15 protein-coding genes and 1 other RNA gene are annotated in these 18,108 nt (G+C 40.4%); 9 read left to right on the forward strand and 7 right to left on the reverse strand.

What is annotated here, in order from left to right:
- The first annotated feature begins 35 nt into the window (after window positions 1–35).
- The 4 genes from KZP23_RS00885 (at window position 36) to accC (ending at window position 3,577) form a co-directional block, all read left to right on the forward strand.
- The gene (locus KZP23_RS00885; protein ID WP_226334301.1) at window positions 36–1,034 is read left to right on the forward strand and encodes a beta-ketoacyl-ACP synthase III; all 999 of its coding nucleotides are present in this window, start codon (window positions 36–38) and stop codon (window positions 1,032–1,034) included.
- A gap of 27 nt (window positions 1,035–1,061) precedes the next feature.
- Window positions 1,062–1,625, forward strand: a complete 564-nt coding sequence (gene efp, locus KZP23_RS00890; RefSeq protein ID WP_226334302.1) for an elongation factor P — start codon at window positions 1,062–1,064, stop codon at window positions 1,623–1,625.
- 96 nt (window positions 1,626–1,721) lie between these two features.
- Window positions 1,722–2,198, forward strand: coding sequence for an acetyl-CoA carboxylase biotin carboxyl carrier protein (gene accB, locus KZP23_RS00895; RefSeq protein WP_226334303.1), 477 nt, complete (start codon window positions 1,722–1,724; stop codon window positions 2,196–2,198).
- 29 nt (window positions 2,199–2,227) lie between these two features.
- Window positions 2,228–3,577, forward strand: a complete 1,350-nt coding sequence (gene accC, locus KZP23_RS00900; RefSeq protein WP_226334304.1) for an acetyl-CoA carboxylase biotin carboxylase subunit — start codon at window positions 2,228–2,230, stop codon at window positions 3,575–3,577.
- A gap of 124 nt (window positions 3,578–3,701) precedes the next feature.
- Here accC and KZP23_RS00905 read toward each other — a convergent pair whose 3' ends face one another.
- Entirely contained in the window at window positions 3,702–4,313 is a 612-nt protein-coding gene (locus KZP23_RS00905) for a hypothetical protein (protein ID WP_226334305.1), read from the reverse strand.
- Between the two features lie 564 nt (window positions 4,314–4,877).
- Between KZP23_RS00905 and KZP23_RS00910 the strand changes: the two genes are divergently transcribed.
- Window positions 4,878–5,849 (forward strand): NAD-dependent epimerase/dehydratase family protein, encoded by a 972-nt coding sequence (locus KZP23_RS00910; protein WP_226334306.1) that lies wholly within the window; start codon window positions 4,878–4,880, stop codon window positions 5,847–5,849.
- A gap of 18 nt (window positions 5,850–5,867) precedes the next feature.
- Here the strand turns inward: KZP23_RS00910 and KZP23_RS00915 are convergent, their stop codons facing one another.
- Entirely contained in the window at window positions 5,868–6,440 is a 573-nt protein-coding gene (locus KZP23_RS00915) for a DUF3109 family protein (protein ID WP_226334307.1), read from the reverse strand.
- A 113-nt stretch (window positions 6,441–6,553) separates the two neighbouring features.
- Here KZP23_RS00915 and rnpB point away from each other — a divergent pair.
- Window positions 6,554–6,964: RNase P RNA component class A (gene rnpB / locus KZP23_RS00920), an RNA gene on the forward strand.
- A gap of 22 nt (window positions 6,965–6,986) precedes the next feature.
- Entirely contained in the window at window positions 6,987–8,144 is a 1,158-nt protein-coding gene (locus tag KZP23_RS00925) for a sigma-54-dependent transcriptional regulator (protein ID WP_226334308.1), read from the forward strand.
- Between the two features lie 189 nt (window positions 8,145–8,333).
- Here KZP23_RS00925 and KZP23_RS00930 read toward each other — a convergent pair whose 3' ends face one another.
- On the reverse strand, window positions 8,334–9,338 hold the full coding sequence (locus tag KZP23_RS00930; protein WP_226334309.1) for an acyl-CoA synthetase family protein: 1,005 nt from the start codon (window positions 9,336–9,338) through the stop codon (window positions 8,334–8,336).
- Between the two features lie 75 nt (window positions 9,339–9,413).
- Here KZP23_RS00930 and KZP23_RS00935 point away from each other — a divergent pair, with 75 nt between their 5' ends.
- Window positions 9,414–10,085 carry a hypothetical protein gene (locus KZP23_RS00935; protein WP_226334310.1) on the forward strand — a complete coding sequence of 224 codons (672 nt, stop codon included), beginning with the start codon at window positions 9,414–9,416 and terminating at the stop codon, window positions 10,083–10,085.
- A 52-nt stretch (window positions 10,086–10,137) separates the two neighbouring features.
- On the opposite strand, the gene KZP23_RS00940 is transcribed toward KZP23_RS00935, so the two are convergent.
- Window positions 10,138–12,552 (reverse strand): alpha-ketoacid dehydrogenase subunit alpha/beta, encoded by a 2,415-nt coding sequence (locus KZP23_RS00940; protein WP_226334311.1) that lies wholly within the window; start codon window positions 12,550–12,552, stop codon window positions 10,138–10,140.
- A 433-nt stretch (window positions 12,553–12,985) separates the two neighbouring features.
- Here KZP23_RS00940 and ald point away from each other — a divergent pair, with 433 nt between their 5' ends.
- The gene (gene ald, locus KZP23_RS00945; protein ID WP_226334312.1) at window positions 12,986–14,104 is read left to right on the forward strand and encodes an alanine dehydrogenase; all 1,119 of its coding nucleotides are present in this window, start codon (window positions 12,986–12,988) and stop codon (window positions 14,102–14,104) included.
- Between the two features lie 86 nt (window positions 14,105–14,190).
- On the opposite strand, the gene KZP23_RS00950 is transcribed toward ald, so the two are convergent.
- Genes KZP23_RS00950 through hutU form a run of 3 tightly spaced genes read right to left on the reverse strand, consistent with a single transcriptional unit; the run spans window position 14,191 to window position 18,105 of the window.
- The gene (locus tag KZP23_RS00950) at window positions 14,191–15,213 is read right to left on the reverse strand and encodes a formimidoylglutamase (protein ID WP_226334313.1); all 1,023 of its coding nucleotides are present in this window, start codon (window positions 15,211–15,213) and stop codon (window positions 14,191–14,193) included.
- The gene (hutI, locus tag KZP23_RS00955; RefSeq protein WP_226334314.1) at window positions 15,203–16,432 is read right to left on the reverse strand and encodes an imidazolonepropionase; all 1,230 of its coding nucleotides are present in this window, start codon (window positions 16,430–16,432) and stop codon (window positions 15,203–15,205) included. Before hutI ends, KZP23_RS00950 begins: the two co-directional genes overlap by 11 nt.
- Complete coding sequence (hutU, locus tag KZP23_RS00960) at window positions 16,432–18,105, reverse strand: urocanate hydratase (RefSeq protein ID WP_226336458.1); 1,674 nt, start codon at window positions 18,103–18,105, stop codon at window positions 16,432–16,434. The genes hutI and hutU overlap by 1 nt, the downstream gene beginning before the upstream one ends.
- Window positions 18,106–18,108 lie beyond the last annotated feature (3 nt).

Genomic DNA, 18,108 nt, shown 5'->3' on the forward strand with positions numbered 1-18,108 from the left:
CCATGTGGAGAGGCATTTGCCAAAACATAAATTAAATGGAAAAAACTAGAGCTGTTATAACCGGAGTGAATGGATGGGTCCCTGACTATATCCTCACCAATAAAGAGCTGGAAACAATGGTGGAAACCAGTGATGAGTGGATCACCAGTAGGACAGGTATTAAAGAAAGAAGAATTCTTAAGGGAGAGAATCAAGGCACTTCGGTAATTGGCGCCAACGCAGTAAAGGGATTATTGGAGAAAACCAACACCAATCCCGAGGACATTGACCTGATTATTTGTGCCACTGTAACACCTGACATGCCCTTCCCTTCTTGTGCCAATCTCATTGCAGATAAAGTGGGCGCAAAAAACAGTTACAGTTTTGATATTTCTGCAGCCTGTTCCGGCTTTTTATATGCCCTAACCATAGGCAGCCAGTTCATTGAAACTGGTATGCACAAGAAAGTGATCGTCGTAGGGGCAGATAAAATGTCTTCTATTGTAAATTACGAAGATAGAACAACCTGTATTATCTTTGGCGATGGTGGCGGAGCGGTTCTTTTGGAACCAACTACTGAAGAGCTTGGGGTAATGGACTCTATCCATCATTCTGATGGTTCTGGAGCACCATACCTGCACATTAAAGCAGGAGGAAGCCTTATTCCAGCCAGTATAGAATCGGTAAAAGCCAAACAACACTACGCCTACCAAGAAGGCTCCACAGTATTTAAATTTGCAGTCACTAACATGGCCGAAGTAAGTGCTGAAATAATGGAGAAAAACAACCTTAAGGGAGATGACATCGCTTGGCTGGTACCGCATCAAGCCAACAAAAGGATCATTGATGCCACAGCCAATAGAATGAACGTGGGACCTGAAAAGGTAATGATCAATATAGAAAATTACGGAAACACTACAGCAGGAACCATCCCCCTATGTTTATGGGATTATGAATCCAAACTGAAAAAAGGGGACAACCTGATCCTAGCTGCCTTTGGCGGTGGATTTACTTGGGGGTCTGTTTACCTAAAATGGGGCTACGATCCAAAATAATTATATTTAACAAATCAAATAATCAAAATGGCTAGTACTGCAGATTTCAAAAATGGTCTGTGCATGGAGTTCAACAATGACATCTATTCCATTGTAGAATTCCAGCATGTAAAACCTGGTAAAGGTGCTGCTTTTGTCAGGACCAAATTGAAAAGCCTAACAACCGGAAAGGTTCTCGACAAAACCTTCAATGCCGGTGAAAAAATCACTACAGCAAGGGTAGAAAGAAGGCAACACCAGTTTTTGTATGCAGATGACATGGGGCATCACTTCATGGACACCACTACTTTTGAGCAAATCCCTATAGAAGAAAAACTAATAGAAAGAGCTGACTTGATGAAAGAAGGACAGTTGGTTGATATTTTGATCCATGATGAAACAGAAACCCCTTTAGGGGTGGAGTTACCACCATTTGTGGAGCTAATGATCACTTATACTGAACCTGGGATCAAAGGTGATACCGCTACAAACGCACTAAAACCAGCCACCTTGGAAACTGGTGCTACCGTAATGGTTCCTTTGTTTGTAGATCAAGACACTCTTATTAAAGTGGATACCAGAGATGGTTCTTATTCTGAAAGAGTAAAATAATTGCAAAGACACTTGCTCTATAGACCAAGTATCTTACCGTTTTTAATTGGCCATTAATAACTCTATGTATATTAGAGTTTTAGAAAACTAAAAATTATGAAAGCGAAAGAAATCCAAGAACTAATAGATTTTATCTCCAACTCGGGTTTAGCCGAGGTAAAAATCGAAACAGATGAGTTTAAGCTATCCATCAAAAAGAATGCTTCTGAAGCTCAAGTTGTAAAAGTAGCAGAACAAGCCGCACCAGCAGCAGTCGCTGCGCCAGCACCTGCTCCAGTAGCGGAAAGCACTCCGGCTCCAGCACCTGCTCCTGCAGCTGACAATGCTAACTATGTAGAAATCAAATCCCCAATGATCGGTACATTCTACACTACTCCTAACCCAGATTCTGATCCTTTTGTATCTGTGGGAGACAGTATAAAACAAGGGCAAGCTGTTTGTATCATTGAAGCCATGAAACTTTTCAACGAAATCGAATCAGAAGTTTCTGGAAAAATCGTAAAAATCTTGGTTGATAATGCTTCTCCTGTAGAATACGATCAACCTCTTTTCTTAGTTGATCCAGCCGGATAATTCTTTTTTATACAAACTAGATATATATCGTGTTTAATAAAATATTAATAGCCAACAGAGGAGAAATTGCACTCAGGGTCATCCGTACCTGTAAGGAAATGGGGATCAAAACGGTAGCGGTTTACTCCACTGCAGACAAAGACAGTCTACATGTAAGGTTTGCTGACGAAGCCGTATGCATAGGAGCGGCTCCAAGTAGGGAATCCTACCTAAATATCCCCAGAATAATTGCTGCAGCAGAAATCACCAATGCAGACGCCATTCACCCTGGATATGGCTTCCTCTCTGAAAACGCAGAGTTCTCCAAAATATGCGAAGAGTACAACATCAAGTTTATTGGTGCCAGCTCTGACATGATTGATAAAATGGGAGACAAAGCCACCGCAAAGGCCACAATGAAAGCCGCCGGCGTACCTACTATACCTGGTTCAGAGGGACTATTGGAAACCATGGAACAAGGTATCAAGATTGCTGGAGAAATGGGCTACCCAGTTATCTTAAAGGCAACTGCCGGAGGTGGTGGACGAGGTATGAGAATTGTACATGAAGAAAGCGGATTCAAAAAGGCTTGGGATGACGCCCGCCAAGAGTCAGGAGCTGCCTTTGGAAATGACGGACTTTACTTAGAGAAATTTGTAGAAGAACCTCGACATATTGAAATCCAAGTAGTCGGTGACAGCAAGGGCAAAGCATGCCATCTATCAGAAAGAGACTGCTCCATCCAAAGAAGACACCAAAAATTGGTTGAAGAAACCCCTTCTCCATTTATTACGGATGAACTTCGTGAAGCAATGGGCACTGCAGCCATCAAGGGTGCCGAAGCGATTGGTTATGAAGGTGCCGGTACCATTGAATTTTTGGTAGACAAACATAGAAACTTCTACTTTATGGAGATGAATACCAGGATTCAGGTAGAACATCCAATTACGGAAGAGGTTACTGATTTTGACCTAATCAAAGAACAAATCAAGGTTGCTGCAGGAATACCTATCTCTGGCAAAAACTACTATCCAAAGTTATATGCTATGGAATGCAGAATCAATGCCGAAGATCCTGCAAATGGATTCCGTCCTAGCCCAGGAAAAATCAACAACCTTCACCTTCCTGGTGGCCGTGGCGTAAGGGTAGATAGTCATGTCTATGCTGGATATATGATTCCGCCAAATTACGATTCCATGATCGCCAAACTTATCGTAAGTGGTCAGTCCAGAGAAGAGGTAATTGTACGGATGAAAAGGGCTTTGGAAGAGTTTGTAATCGATGGAATCAAGACTACCATTCCATTCCACCTAGCGCTTCTGGAAGACGAAGAATTCAAAGCTGGTAACTTTACTACGAAGTTCCTAGAAACCTTTGATTTCTCGGTAATCAAAGGATAAAAGATCATAGTAGAAAAACAGGAAAGGCTATTCTATATTTAGAATAGCCTTTTTCTTGCATAAAACTCAACCCAGTCAATATTAAACTAGGCATCTCACTAAGACGCAGAAAAAATATTTTATTCTACTCAACACATGCTACCTCATACTGAGACTCTACATATACTGAGTAATAAAGATATCTGGAAAGGACTACTTCATAGTACTCCCAATTCCCTTCTCCTGCACCAGTCTTTTGTGTAGCTGTCCCTGTATGTATATCCAATTCATCAGGTGAAATATTATCAGGTGGAGTTAAATTAAAGCCCCCGATTTTCACATTGGTAATCTCAGGCACAAAGGTCCATTCATCTACATCTATCCTAATACGAAGTTTAACAAAATCTCCTGGTGAAGCACCTTGAGGCACTTCTCCTTCCAATAACTCATTTACTTTTACAGCACCAATAAATTTACCTCTTACCGATGATTCCAAATACACCCACTTTATTTCAGCACCATTAGCATTATTCACATCATATGCCGGTATTTCAATATATTTGGCACGTTTTCCATCAGTTGTAAATCTTAAACCTATGGCCCAGGAACTTTCAGGTGTATAGCACTTATCCTTTCCGATAGAAGGGACCGTGTCATCAGAACCTACCTCATTACAAGCCATAAAGGACACGAGTATTACAATTAAAACTAAACCCCAAACCTTGTCCAGGAATTTAGAAGTATAAAAATTTTCCATCTGAAGTTGAGTTGATTACATTTGAATTTACCTAATTCAAACTACAAAAAAAATAATTTAAAATACATTTTTATTGTTTTAAAATATAAAAAAACAAGCGAACCAAATTCGTAAATGAATCAGACATATTCATCAATCAATGGGTATTGAAACTATTCAAATCATTGTATTCACTTAGCATTAAGCTACAAAAACGTAGGATGTAAAAATTCAATCTCAAAAATTGAAATTATTGATCCTCCAATTTCATCCCCAGTAGTCAATAATTCATCTATCAAATAAGCTCTTTTCTACACGCATGGTTTCTCCTATGAAACTTCTACATAAAACTTTCCTCACCCAATCTAATAAATAAAATGTATTCAAAAAATCCAGTTGATAAATGCTTTGAATCATACCTTAAAATCAGACTTTCATACCTTTAATTCCAAAGCTTAATATTTTCTTGACAGACAAATAATATTTAATTCCCCAAAAGCCAAACCATAATTTATAGACCTCCTTAAAGATTCTTGCCATTTTTTAAAGTATATTGAATATTCATCACATTAAATTTTACCGCCTATGCAAACTATACTTGGATCAGGAGGAATAATTGGAACCCAATTGGCACAGGAACTCACCACTTATACCAAGAAAATCCGCTTGGTGAGTAGACATCCCAAATTGGTCAATACCGGTGATGAAGTTTTTCCTGCCAATCTTTTAGACATTAAAGAAACTCAAAAAGCACTAAATGGCTCTTCAATAGCTTATCTAACTATTGGTTTCCCCTATAAAACCCGGATTTGGCAAGAAGCTTGGCCAAAAATCATGAACAACGTCATAAAGACCTGTTCAGAACAAAACATAAAATTAGTATTTTTTGACAATGTCTACATGTATGACACCTTTCATATAGGTCATATGACCGAATCAACCCCAGTACTTCCCGTCAGTAAAAAAGGCAAGGTAAGGGCTCTAATAGCCGAAAAGCTAATGGAAGCAACGGCCAAGAAAAAACTTAATGCACTAATAGCCCGGTCGGCTGACTTCTATGGACCATCAACCCCAATGAAAAGCATTATGACAGAAATGGTTTTCAAACCTCTTTCTAAAGGCAAATCTGCCAAATGGTTCGGCAACAGCCATTGCCCACATTCCTTTACTTACACTCCTGATGCAGGAAAAGCCACTGCAATGCTAGGGAATACACCCGACGCTTTCAACCAAGTATGGCACCTTCCTACTGCCCCTAATCCACCCTCAGGAAAAGAATGGATTCATATGGTAGCCAAAGAAATGTCGGTAAGTCCCCACTACCAGACCATTCCAAAATGGATTTTCAATATATCCGAAATTTTTGTTCCCTTTATGAGAGAGCTCAATGAAATGCTTTATCAATATGAACAGCCTTATGTATTTGATAGTAAAAAATTCGAAGAGCTCTTTTTTTTCAAGCCCACCTCCTATCTAGAGGGAATCAGAAGAATTATAAAAAAAGACTATCGCTATAAAGCAGCTCAAAAAGATGACCTACTTTTCGGGACAAAATAGGTCATCTCAAAATAAGCTTTATTCCTTTTCTCCTTCAATATCCAGCACCAACTCTTCGTACCATGCCTCACCATATTTTCGGATCAACGCATCCTTCACAAACTTATAAATAGGAACATTCAACTCCTTACCCAAACCACAAGCAGGACTGCAAATATCCCATCGATCATAATTCAAAGCGTCATATTCATCATATTTGGTCACCCTAACTGGATATAAATGACAGCTGATAGGCTTCTTATAGTCTATCTCCCCATTAATATGAGCCTCTTCTATACCACATTTAAGAATCCCCTTATCATCTTTGATCGCATATGCGCACTCCTTATTTTCCCCAACGGTTGGAGTGCCTTTATCTCCCTCCATATCGTACACCCAAGTACCTTGCTCCTCGATGACCCTTCTCCCCTCCTCGGTAAGGTATTTTTTCACCTTAGGATAGATTTCATCGAGAATAGCCGTTTCTTCATCATCCAATGGCGCTCCTGCATCTCCTTCCACACAACAAGCCCCTTTACATCTCTCCAAATTACACACAAAGAAATGCTCTTTTAGATCATCACTAAGTACTGCGTTTCCTATTAATATCATAACTCTCCCTTTTACTAGCACAAAGTTAGGAAAACTAATAGGTATTATGATCCTAATTGGTACAATTACTGCTTTTAGTTCAAAAATATCATGGGAAATCCCGTAATTTGCATTGTGCAAGTCAGCTTGTCGCCATGATTACCTCTCCAAGAGGTAGTTAGGGAGGAAAGTCCGGGCAACATAGAGCGCCATACTTCCTAACGGGAAGGGGCAAAGCTGGCGACGGCTTTGTCACAGATAGTGCCACAGAAAACAAACCGTCCGCTGCAGTGGATAAGGGTGAAAAGGTGGAGTAAGAGCCCACCGGGCTTCGGGTGACCGAAGTTGCATGGTAAACCTTATGGGTTGAAAGATCAAATAGGCCCCGGTCCAAGAGCTGCTCGTTCAATCTGGAATGGCTTCTGTCATTGCCGGAAACCGAGGTGGGTAGATCGATAGATCCTGATTGCGAAGTCAGGACCAGATAAATGACAAGAACCATCTTTTGATGGTTACAGAACCCGGCTTATAGACTTGCACTTTTTACTTTTATTAAACATAATTTGTATGCAGAAAATCTTGATTATTGATGATGAAAAAGTCATCAGATCGACCCTTAAGGAAATTTTAGAATACGAAAATTATGAGATTTTTGAGGCTCAAGATGGAGTTGAAGGACTCAAAATGATCGAAAGCCAAGACTTTGACCTTGTATTATGTGACATTAAGATGCCCAAAATGGATGGGCTGGAGGTAATTGACAAGGTCAGCAAAATGGATAAACAACCCCAGTTTATCATGATTTCTGCACACGGTTCCATAGAATCGGCGGTTGAAGCCACCAAGAAAGGGGCTTTTGATTTCATCCCCAAACCTCCGGACCTGAACAGGTTATTACTGACAGTAAGAAATGCACTGGATAAAAACAACCTCGTGACAGAAACCAAAGTCCTAAAGAAAAAGCTTTCCAAAAAACTGGATATGGTAGGTGAATCAGAAGCCATCAGCCAAGTGAAGGAAACCATTGAAAAGGTAGCTCCTACAGATGCCAGGGTTCTTATCACAGGTCCAAATGGAACGGGAAAAGAACTGGTAGCACACTGGCTTCACCAAAAAAGCAATCGCTCCAACGCTCCTTTTATAGCAGTAAACTGTGCTGCTATTCCCTCAGAATTGATAGAAAGTGAATTATTTGGACATGAAAAAGGAGCCTTTACCTCAGCCAATAAACAGCGCCAAGGTAAATTTGAACAGGCCAATGGAGGTACTATTTTCCTGGACGAGATAGGCGACATGAGCCTTTCTGCTCAAGCCAAAGTATTAAGGGCACTCCAAGAACATAAAATCACTAGAGTAGGAGGCGACAAGGACATTAAAGTTGATGTCAGGGTATTGGCAGCCACAAACAAGGACCTCAAAAGGGAAATCGAAGAAAATAATTTCAGAGAAGACCTTTACCACCGATTAAGTGTTATTCTAATCCAGGTCCCTGCGCTCAAAGACAGAAAAGAAGATATCCCGTTATTGGTAGACAGGTTCTTGGATGATATTGCCAAAGAATATGGCACTTCTAAAAAATCCATAGAAAAAGAAGCCATAAAGCAACTTCAGCAATTTCCTTGGACAGGTAATATCAGAGAATTGAGGAATGTCGTAGAGAGATTAGTGATCTTATGTAACCAAACAATCACATTAGAGGACATAAAAAAATACGCTGACTATTAAAATCAGCGTATTTTTTTATCCTTTTACTTCTTGGCTTTCCATTGCCTTTGCATATGCTGGACAAGGTTTACTTGAGGCGCATGCTCCCAAAGCCAAGAGGCAAGAAGCTAAAATAACTGCTGCTAGTTTTCTCATGATAATAATATTTGATCTAAACCAAATATTATTATTTATGTAAGGAATACAAAATTAATTGACCATTAAATTACAGCCCCTCACTTCACTATTGTCAAATCGTCCAAGGATTTCCAGCATTCCATCTTCATCAAACCTTCCCAAATCTTGTGTCTCTATAAAAGCACAGGAATGAAAATTGGCCAAATCAATGATATTAACTCCTCCCTGAGCCTTTTTACTCCAGGACAAGGGATCGTTTACGTCCCTTAGAAAAACTTTCATAGACCTAGGAAGCAGGTATTTTCCATTACCTTTTGAGTATGCCTGTGACATTAGCTCCGTCATCCCATATTCAGAATGAATTGGATCAACTTTAAAAGCACTTTTGTATATATCATGCACCTCTTCCCTGATCATTTCCTTGCGACGACCTTTCATCCCTCCAGTTTCCATAACAATCAAATTGCTCATTTGCGGAAACTTCTCTTCATACCGCTCCGCCAAATCCAGCAAGGCAAAAGTCACTCCCAAAAGCAACACCTTCTTACCATCATTGACCGATTTCAAATACTGAAGTTTCTCTATGAGCTCTTGATAATTATATAAATAAAATCCGGACTGATCTGAATTGGATTTTTTAATAAAATGATCGGCCATGGCAACTAAAGAACTCCCCTTCCTCTCCAAGTAAGCAGGTAATAGTGCCAACACATGAAAATCACTTAACTCACCATAAAAAGACTCAAAAAGTGTCTCTGCATGGTTTAAATAAAAATCACTAGACCATACATAATGCCTGCTGGTAATCTGCCCTGTAGTCCCACTACTTGAGTAAAAGTCACTGAATAAGGCTGACTCTCCGCAAATCACTTGGTGCGATTTAAAAAAACCAATAGGTAAAAACGGAATATCCTCTACCCTTTGAACTTCTTCGGAATTAATTCCCCTAGCATCCAAATACGCTTTGTAAACTTCATTTTCTCCCGCTTGAAACTTAAACAAACCCAAAGCCAATTCATCAAAGTTAGATGCGTCCAGAATTTCCAATTGCTCTAAAAAACTTTTGAAATAATTCATCGTTTTATTATCTATAGTGGACAAATTTAAGCAAATTTAAGATTAGGAATATTTAATTAACTATTACAAGCAAATATGAGAGCAAAGAGCTATATATATGTCTTGATATCATTTTTTTTTGTGGGAGCCTGTGTTTCTCCTCCTGACAATTTCCCTACAGTTCCAGAAATCAACTTTTCGAACATATCCTATGTCGAAATGGACAATGGAGTCGACTCTTTGATCATAGCTTTGAGATTCAAAGATGCTGAAGGTGATTTAGGCTTAGACTCGAGAGACATCAACCCTCCCTTTCACCCTTTTGAATTCCTTAGAGACAACCAAGGAAATTTGATCACCTATTCCAATCGACCTACTGATGCACCTGAATACAATCCTATTGACTGGGCAGTGAGGCCCACTGTAGATAACATTGAGATTAAGGATACATTATGGGTAAAGCAAAACCCAAATTACAACAATATTTTCATGCAATTTTTTATTAAAAGAAATGGAAATTACGAAGAGTTCAAGTGGTCTGACCCTCCTTACTATACCACAGTTGATGGTAGGTTCCCTGAAATACTTTCTTCAGACAACCCTAGAGCCATAGAAGGAACGATACAATATGCTATTCAATCTTCAGGTTGGAGGCCCATATTCAGAAATGATACCATTAGGGTAAATGTTCAAATTCAGGACCGGGCATTAAACAAAAGTAATATCATCTCAACTCCCGATTTTACCCTGAACCAAATAATGAAATAAAAAAAACTTCTCTTTAGAAGCTTTTTTTTATTTCATTCCTATAATCAACTGCTTACCACATTGGATAACTTTTCGGATCAACCTCATTCATCATTCGATAAGCTGTTTCTACCACATCATCCGCACTTGGCTTTGAAAAATAATCCCCATCTGTGGAATAAGCAGGCCTATGGGCTTTGGCCGGCAATGTCACTGGTTCGGAATCTAAATGGAAATAAGCCTTCTGCTCTTCCAAAACTTGCTGCATCATATAAGCAGTTCCTCCACCTGGAACATCTTCATCTGCAAAAATAACCCTATTGGTCTTCTTAATAGAACCTACGATAACATGATGGATATCAAATGGCAATAAAGTTTGCACATCTATCACCTCTAAAGAAACACCATATTCTTCCAGTTGCTCCGCTGCCTCTAAAACTATTTTGCACATTGCGCCATAAGTCACTATGGTAATGTCTGTCCCTTCTTTTAATATCTCAGGCTTACCTAAAGCAACAGTAAATTCTCCGACATTAGTTGGCATTTTCTCCTTTTGCCTGTAAGCATTCAGGCATTCGATCATTAATGCTGGCTCGTCGCTTTTTAGCAAGGTATTATACATCCCTGCCGCCTGGGTCATATTTCGAGGTACGCAAACCAACATCCCCCTAAGACTACCCAAAATAGCCGACATCGGGGAACCAGAATGCCACACACCTTCCAAACGATGACCTCTAGTCCTAACGATCAAAGGAGCTTTCTGCCCCCCCTTGGTCCTGTAATGCAAACAGGCCAAATCATCAGTCAATGTCATCAAGGCATAGTAAAAATAATCCAAATACTGTATCTCAGTAATTGGTCTTAAACCTCTAAGTGCTGCTCCAATCCCTTGACCGATGATTGTAGTCTCTCTTATACCAGTATCTGTAACCCGAATCTCTCCGTGCTTAGCCTGTAGCCCTGCAAAAGCCTGATTAACATCTCCAATTTTCCCCACATCCTCACCAATAGCAAAAACACGTGGATCCCTGCTTAACATTTGATCAAAACAAGCCTGTAACACTTCCCTTCCATCAACCGTAACTGAATCCTCATCATATTTAGCTGCCAGCTCAGGTACTTTCAGACTACTTTCCGCTGATTCACTGTATAAGTGACTATTATACCTCTCCCGATTACGCTTAAGATGCTCTTGATACCATAATTTAAGATCAGTTCTTAAATCAGAAGTATCAAACCTCATAAGAAACAATGCCCTTCTTACAGCTCCGATAACATCTTTTCGTATAGGATTCAACGTTTTTGACAGGTCCTCTGCCAACAATAATAAATTCTTTCCCTGTGCACTTTCTTTAGCTGCATTATGGATCAAGCCAACTACCTCATTCAATTCATTTTTGATCCCACCAGAAAAAGACCTCCATGCCTTATCTTTCTGCTCACGCACATACTTCAAAGCATCTTTATCTATCTCATCCAACTCCTCCTCTGTGGCCAGCTCGTTATCCAGAATATATTCCCTGAACTTAAGATTACAATCATGCTGAGCTTCCCACTCCAAACGTTCTTTGGACTTATACCTTTCATGAGAACCAGAGGTCGAATGGCCTTGTGGCTGAGTCATTTCCACCACATGTACCAGGCAAGGAACAAACTCCTCTCTTGCCAAACGCTCTGCCTTTTGGTAAGCCATATGCAAAGCTTCATAATCCCAACCTTTCACCACTATAATCTCAAAACCAGGCTTGTCTTTTTCCCGCTGAAACCCTGCCAAGGCTTCAGAAATGCTCTCCTTGGTGGTTTGATACTTATTGGTTACGGAAATACCATACTCATCATCCCAAACAGACATGATCATAGGAATCTGTAGCACACCTGCCGCATTGATGGTTTCATAAAACATCCCCTGCGCAGTCGATGCATTTCCTATAGTACCCCAGGCCACCTCTTTTCCGAGCCCTTTAAATTCCGCTAATTTTTGAAGTTCTTTATTTTCCTTAAATAATTTAGTAGCATAACCTAGCCCCACTAACTTAGGAACCTGGGCTGCGGTAGATGAAATATCTCCTGCAGAATTCTTCATTTTCCTCAGGTCTTTCCAAGTTCCATCATCATTTAGGGACCTTGTGGCAAAATGCCCATTCATCAACCTCCCTCCAGAAGCTGGCTCTTCCTCCACATCTACATGAGCATATAGTTGCGCAAAATAAGCTTGAATTTTGAGCTCCTGAATAGCTAGCATAAAAGTTTGATCACGGTAATATCCTGAACGAAAATCACCATCCTTAAAGTAACGTGCCATCACCACTTGGGCAAGCTCTTTCCCATCCCCAAAAATCCCAAATTTTGCCTTGCCCATAAAAACCTCCTTTCTTCCCATCAAGGAAGCCTGACGGCTCTGTTGGACAATTCTATAATCAAATAAAATCTGTTCTTTTTCTAATCCGATATTAACCTTTGTTTTAGGTAAAGTCTCCACTTCTAGCATATTTAATAATTAAAAGCAATTTTGGGTTTTTTCAAGGTATTCCAAAAATACAGAATTTTGGGGTTTTAACAAATACACCTGACAAGTATCAGTCTTTTCAACCCATAAAATATTTCAAAAAACACACATTCAAATGTTTTATATAAAATAATATTTTGATTATAACAAAACAGCAGTAATATTAACATATTTTAAAATCCCACCCAACAACATTAAACAAACATCAATTTTAACCAAAAACCCAACAAAATAATTAATACAAAAAAAGATTTGGTTTAGAATTTTATTCAATAGAACAATTATACGCAATCATTAATTCTGTTTCGAATCTATTTCCATCACTAAGCCCAAATAAACTATAAGAATCTAACAACCAATTACTTTCTCCTTACTATATTTGCTAATATTAATGCACACCCAAACATTTCAAACTATGATAATAGGGATTCCTAAAGAGATTAAAAATAACGAGAACAGAGTAGCCCTTACTCCTGCTGGAGCACAGGAACTCGTAAAAAGAGGTCATGTCGTTTACGTTCAGCACACTGCGGGGGAAGGGAGCGGCTTTCCTGATGAAATGTACGCTCAAGCTGGAGCTAAGATTTTACCAAGCATAGAAGAGACATATGCTATTGCTGAAATGATTATCAAAGTCAAGGAACCCATAGAACCCGAATATAATTTAATCAGAGAAGACCAATTATTATTCACTTATTTTCACTTTGCTTCCCATGAACCACTGACCAAAGCCATGGCCAAAAGCAAATCTGTTTGTCTGGCGTATGAAACAGTAGAAAAAGATACTGGTGGACTACCTCTACTTGTGCCCATGTCAGAAGTTGCAGGTAGAATGGCCACTCAAAAGGGAGCAAACTACCTAGAGAAACCTTTGGGCGGAAAGGGAATATTAATGGGAGGTGTACCTGGCACTCTGCCTGCAAAAGTCCTTATCCTTGGAGGCGGTGTAGTAGGCACCCAAGCAGCATGGATGGCAGCTGGACTAAAAGCCGATGTCACCATTCTAGATGTCTCCTTGCCAAGAATGCGCTACCTATCCGATGTAATGCCAGCCAATGTAAAAACAAGAATGTCCAATGAATTCAACATCAGAGAACTTATCAAAACTGCCGACCTTATCATTGGAGCAGTATTGATCCCCGGAGCTAAAGCACCTCACCTTATCACTCGTGACATGCTTAAAGACATGCAAAAAGGCACTGTATTAGTGGACGTTGCCGTAGACCAAGGCGGATGCATAGAAACCTGTAAGCCTACCACGCATGAAAACCCCACCTATATCATTGACGAGGTTTTACATTATTGCGTAGCTAATATGCCAGGTGCAGTACCTTACACAAGCACTGTAGCACTAACTAACGCCACCTTGCCTTATGCTATTCAGCTTGCTGAAAAGGGATGGAAAAAAGCAGCGCAGAAAAATAAAGAATTGGCAAAAGGACTGAACATCATCAAAGGCGATATTGTTTATAAAGCGGTAGCCGAAGCATTTGACATGGAACACGTACCCGTTGAGAAATACTTGATTTCCTAAGAATATAACTCCCAAATACATAAAGGCTGTCGAATTTCGGCAGCCTATTTTTTTCAGTGGCAAAAAACTCTTTCCCCATTTAAATATCAATAAGCTCCAATACTTTTCACAAAGTCAGTAACCAAATAACTTACCAATTTCGCCACACCCACATCCATTTTACCATCACTCATAACTGTAGCACCTTCACAAACATGCAAGTAAGCCACCTTACTTTTTCCTCGCCTTGCTACTTGATAAACATACTTTCTCGCATCCACCCCAAGAACACCTACAGGGTCCATAGCACTGGACAAAACCCTCCCCACTACATCCAAATCCAGCTCAACACCAAATTCCTTCTCCTCTACAAAATCCACTCCCCTTTGAATTGCCTCTTCAAAACCTAATGCTTCCCTAAGGTAAATATCCTCCCAAAAAACAAAATCTATTCGTGATTGCCCTCTCATCTCTTGCAGCATCTCCTTGGAATTATAATTCTCGCTCAAACCGAGCACAGCATATTTATCCAAATAGCCCTCATCAAAGGCATACCGAAACCCGTTGCCGCTATGTCTACCTTCACACTTTCTAAAATCAGCATGTGCATCCAAGTTCAGTACATTAACACTGGCATCAATACATCCCCTATACTGACTCAAACCCAGAGCTGCCGCCTTAATAATAGGATAGGAATTATTATGTCCTCCACCTATTATGATGGGCAATTTCCCTTGAAGGAAAACATCCCGAACCAATCCAAACACAGCTGCATCTATTTTTTCAACTGTTTTCCTCCACTCCTTAATCTCTACCCCTTCCTCTGGAATCAAACTAGAAAAATCAAAATCCCCCAAAATTGAGATCTCATTCCCCATTAACTTTTCCTGCTGATGGACATTCAAAAAACTGTCTAAAAATGATGGCCACAAACTCTCCGTCCCGGCCTTGCCGTAATTGGCCACTACACCTATAGATTCAGGAATACCAATAACAACAGCCAAGTCCCCCTCAAAGCCAAGCTTGACACATTCTCCCAGCTTAGTTTCCCCTGGTCTTTTGACCACTCTTTTATCAATATCATCCTGTTCAAAAAACCTGAAATACTCCATATAGCTATTAAAACTCACCTTCAACCATAACCTTATCTATCAAATTCTCCCCAAAAGAATAGGGCAAATAGGCCAGGGAACTCATTGGCTTAGTAAATATCAAATTGGCCTTTTTGCCTTTTGTTATACTTCCCACTTCATTTTCCAACTCCATGGCATAAGCACCGTTAATGGTTATCGCATTGATCGCCTCTTCTGGAGTCATTTTCATCTGAATACACGAAAGCGCTATCAGCAAAGGAATATTACCACTTGGAGAAGACCCTGGATTAAAATCAGTTGCCAATGCCACCCCTAAACCAGCATCAATCATCTTCCGTGCTGGGGGATAATTCATCCTTAAGAAAAAGGCAGCAGATGGCAATAAAGTCGGAATAGTCTTACTCCCCTGCAAAGCTTCAATCTCGAGCTCCCCAATTGCCTCTAAATGATCAACTGACAATAATCCATTTTCTACCCCAAATTGTACCCCACCAGAATTACTCAGTTGATTGGCATGCAATTTACCTTTCAGTCCGTATCTTTTTGCCGTATCCATTACCCGCTTAGTTGCTTCAACATCAAAAAAACCCTTTTCAAAAAAAACATCCACATAAGACGCCAAACCTTCCTCTGCTACCCTCGGAAGCATTTCATCACAAACCAAATCGAGGTAAGCCTGATGATCATTCTTAAACTCCAGCGGATAGGCGTGAGCCCCCAAAAAGGTCGCCCTAATACTGAGAGGAGATTTTTCCTTCAACCTTTTTACCACCCTAAGCATTTTAAGTTCTCCCTCCACACTCAAGCCATAACCACTTTTGATTTCAATCGCCCCAGTTCCCAAAGCTCTTACAGCCTCAAGCCTTTTCCATGACTGCTGGAACAGATCCTCTTCTTCCGTGTCGCGCAAAAGAACTGCTGAGTTCAATATCCCACCACCCGCTTGAGCAATTTCGACATAACTCAACCCCTTGATTTTATCAACAAATTCACTTTCCCTACTACCGGCAAACACCAAGTGAGTATGAGCATCACACCAAGCAGGCAATACAAACTGTCCCTTCGCATCTACCATTTCCTGGCCAGGAATCTCTCTTATATCAAGCTGATCCATAGCCCCATATCCTTGAATTAGACCATCCTCAACATGCAAAAAAGCATTATCAATGGCTGGTAACCTTGCCATCTCCTTTCCTTTTAGAAATTTGATTTCTTCCCTTACCCCAAAAAGGGTTTTTATATTAGTTATCAGCATTAAATCCTTTCATTTATACCTAAACCGTGTTTTTTAGCGGTTTCCTTCGCAAGTCGATACCCAGCATCAGCATGGCGAATCACTCCGATACCAGGGTCATTTCTCAAAACCCTGCTCAATCGCTCATTTGCCGCATCAGTTCCATCGGCCACGATCACCATCCCTGCATGAATGGAATACCCCATTCCAACTCCACCTCCATGATGAAGAGAAACCCAACTTGCACCTCCAGCAGTATTCATCAAGGCATTTAAAACCGGCCAATCAGCTACAGCATCCGACCCATCCAACATCCGCTCCGTCTCTCTGTTTGGAGATGCTACAGAACCAGTGTCCAAATGATCCCTTCCTATGACGATCGGTGCTTTGAGTACTCCTCTTTTCACCATTTCATTAAAGGCTAGCCCTGCCTTTTCTCTTTCTCCCTGACCCAACCAACAAATTCTAGCAGGCAAGCCCTGAAAGGAAATTTTTTCCTGAGCCAAAGTAATCCACCTCCTTAACGATTCATTTTCGGGAAACAGTTTGAGAATCATCTCATCTGTTTTCCTGATATCTTCAGGATCACCTGATAAAGCCACCCACCTAAAAGGTCCTTTCCCTTCACAAAAAAGTGGCCGTATAAAAGCCGGAACAAAACCTGGAAAATCAAAAGCATTTTTCAACCCTTTTTCCTGAGCCCTTGCCCTTAAATTATTCCCATAATCAAAGGTCACCGCACCCTGATCTTGTAACGCCAACATCAACTCCACGTGCCTGTACATGGAAGTATAGGCCCGCTCTATATATTTCTCTTCATCTTTATTCCTCAGAACTTTAGCTTCTTCAACACTAAGCCCATGTGGATAATAGCCAAGCAAGGGATCATGAGCCGAAGTCTGATCAGTCAATGTATCGGGGACAACCCCTCTTTCGATCAATCTTTCTAATAAATCCACAGCATTTCCCGACACACCAATCGAAACAGCCCTCCCTTGCTTTTTTGCCTCTAGAGCTCTATCAATCGCATCATCAAGATCTTTGATCAGTAAATCCAAATACCTAGTATCCAAACGCTTCCTGATACGCCACTCCTCCACTTCAGCCACCAGACATACCCCTCCATTCATCGTAATTGCCAAGGGCTGCGCTCCCCCCATACCTCCTAGGCCTGCAGTCACATTTAAAGTCCCCTCAAGACTTCCTGCAAAATGCTTTCGGGCCAACTCAGCATACGTTTCGAAGGTTCCCTGAACAATCCCTTGAGAACCAATATAAACCCAGGAACCAGCAGTCATCTGACCATACATCATCAAACCGGCTTTTTCAAGCTTATCAAAATGATCCCAATTAGCCCACTTAGGCACTAAGTGAGAATTTGAAATCAGTACTTTTGGTGCATTCAAATGTGTAGGCACTATCGCTACCGGCTTGCCTGACTGGATCAAAAGAGTCTCATCTTCTTCCAACACTTTTAACCCATTGATAATCTTATCCAGGGCATCAAAATCTCTGGCAGCTTTTCCTCTTCCTCCATAAACAATCAAATCCTCAGGCCTTTCCGCTACCTCGGGATCCAAATTATTCAATAACATTCTCAAAGCAGCTTCTTGAACCCAACCTTTACAATTCAACTTACTCCCGGTAGGGGTTTTGTATTTCTCTTTTGAGTATTTAGATATAACACCTGACATCAT

Origin of the sequence: Echinicola marina (assembly GCF_020463795.1) — a bacterium.
GTDB lineage: Bacteria > Bacteroidota > Bacteroidia > Cytophagales > Cyclobacteriaceae > Echinicola > Echinicola marina.

What these genes read in the sequence shown, in the direction of transcription:
- ald (WP_226334312.1), top strand. Translation starts at nt 12,986, where the DNA reads ATGATAATAGGGATTCCTAAAGAGATTAAAAATAACGAGAACAGAGTA.
- KZP23_RS00915 (WP_226334307.1), bottom strand. Translation starts at nt 6,440, where the DNA reads ATGATATTAATAGGAAACGCAGTACTTAGTGATGATCTAAAAGAGCAT.
- KZP23_RS00940 (WP_226334311.1), bottom strand. Translation starts at nt 12,552, where the DNA reads ATGCTAGAAGTGGAGACTTTACCTAAAACAAAGGTTAATATCGGATTA.
- efp (WP_226334302.1), top strand. Translation starts at nt 1,062, where the DNA reads ATGGCTAGTACTGCAGATTTCAAAAATGGTCTGTGCATGGAGTTCAAC.
- KZP23_RS00910 (WP_226334306.1), top strand. Translation starts at nt 4,878, where the DNA reads ATGCAAACTATACTTGGATCAGGAGGAATAATTGGAACCCAATTGGCA.
- KZP23_RS00905 (WP_226334305.1), bottom strand. Translation starts at nt 4,313, where the DNA reads ATGGAAAATTTTTATACTTCTAAATTCCTGGACAAGGTTTGGGGTTTA.
- hutU (WP_226336458.1), bottom strand. Translation starts at nt 18,105, where the DNA reads ATGTCAGGTGTTATATCTAAATACTCAAAAGAGAAATACAAAACCCCT.
- accB (WP_226334303.1), top strand. Translation starts at nt 1,722, where the DNA reads ATGAAAGCGAAAGAAATCCAAGAACTAATAGATTTTATCTCCAACTCG.
- KZP23_RS00935 (WP_226334310.1), top strand. Translation starts at nt 9,414, where the DNA reads ATGAGAGCAAAGAGCTATATATATGTCTTGATATCATTTTTTTTTGTG.
- KZP23_RS00930 (WP_226334309.1), bottom strand. Translation starts at nt 9,338, where the DNA reads ATGAATTATTTCAAAAGTTTTTTAGAGCAATTGGAAATTCTGGACGCA.
- hutI (WP_226334314.1), bottom strand. Translation starts at nt 16,432, where the DNA reads ATGCTGATAACTAATATAAAAACCCTTTTTGGGGTAAGGGAAGAAATC.
- KZP23_RS00885 (WP_226334301.1), top strand. Translation starts at nt 36, where the DNA reads ATGGAAAAAACTAGAGCTGTTATAACCGGAGTGAATGGATGGGTCCCT.
- KZP23_RS00925 (WP_226334308.1), top strand. Translation starts at nt 6,987, where the DNA reads ATGCAGAAAATCTTGATTATTGATGATGAAAAAGTCATCAGATCGACC.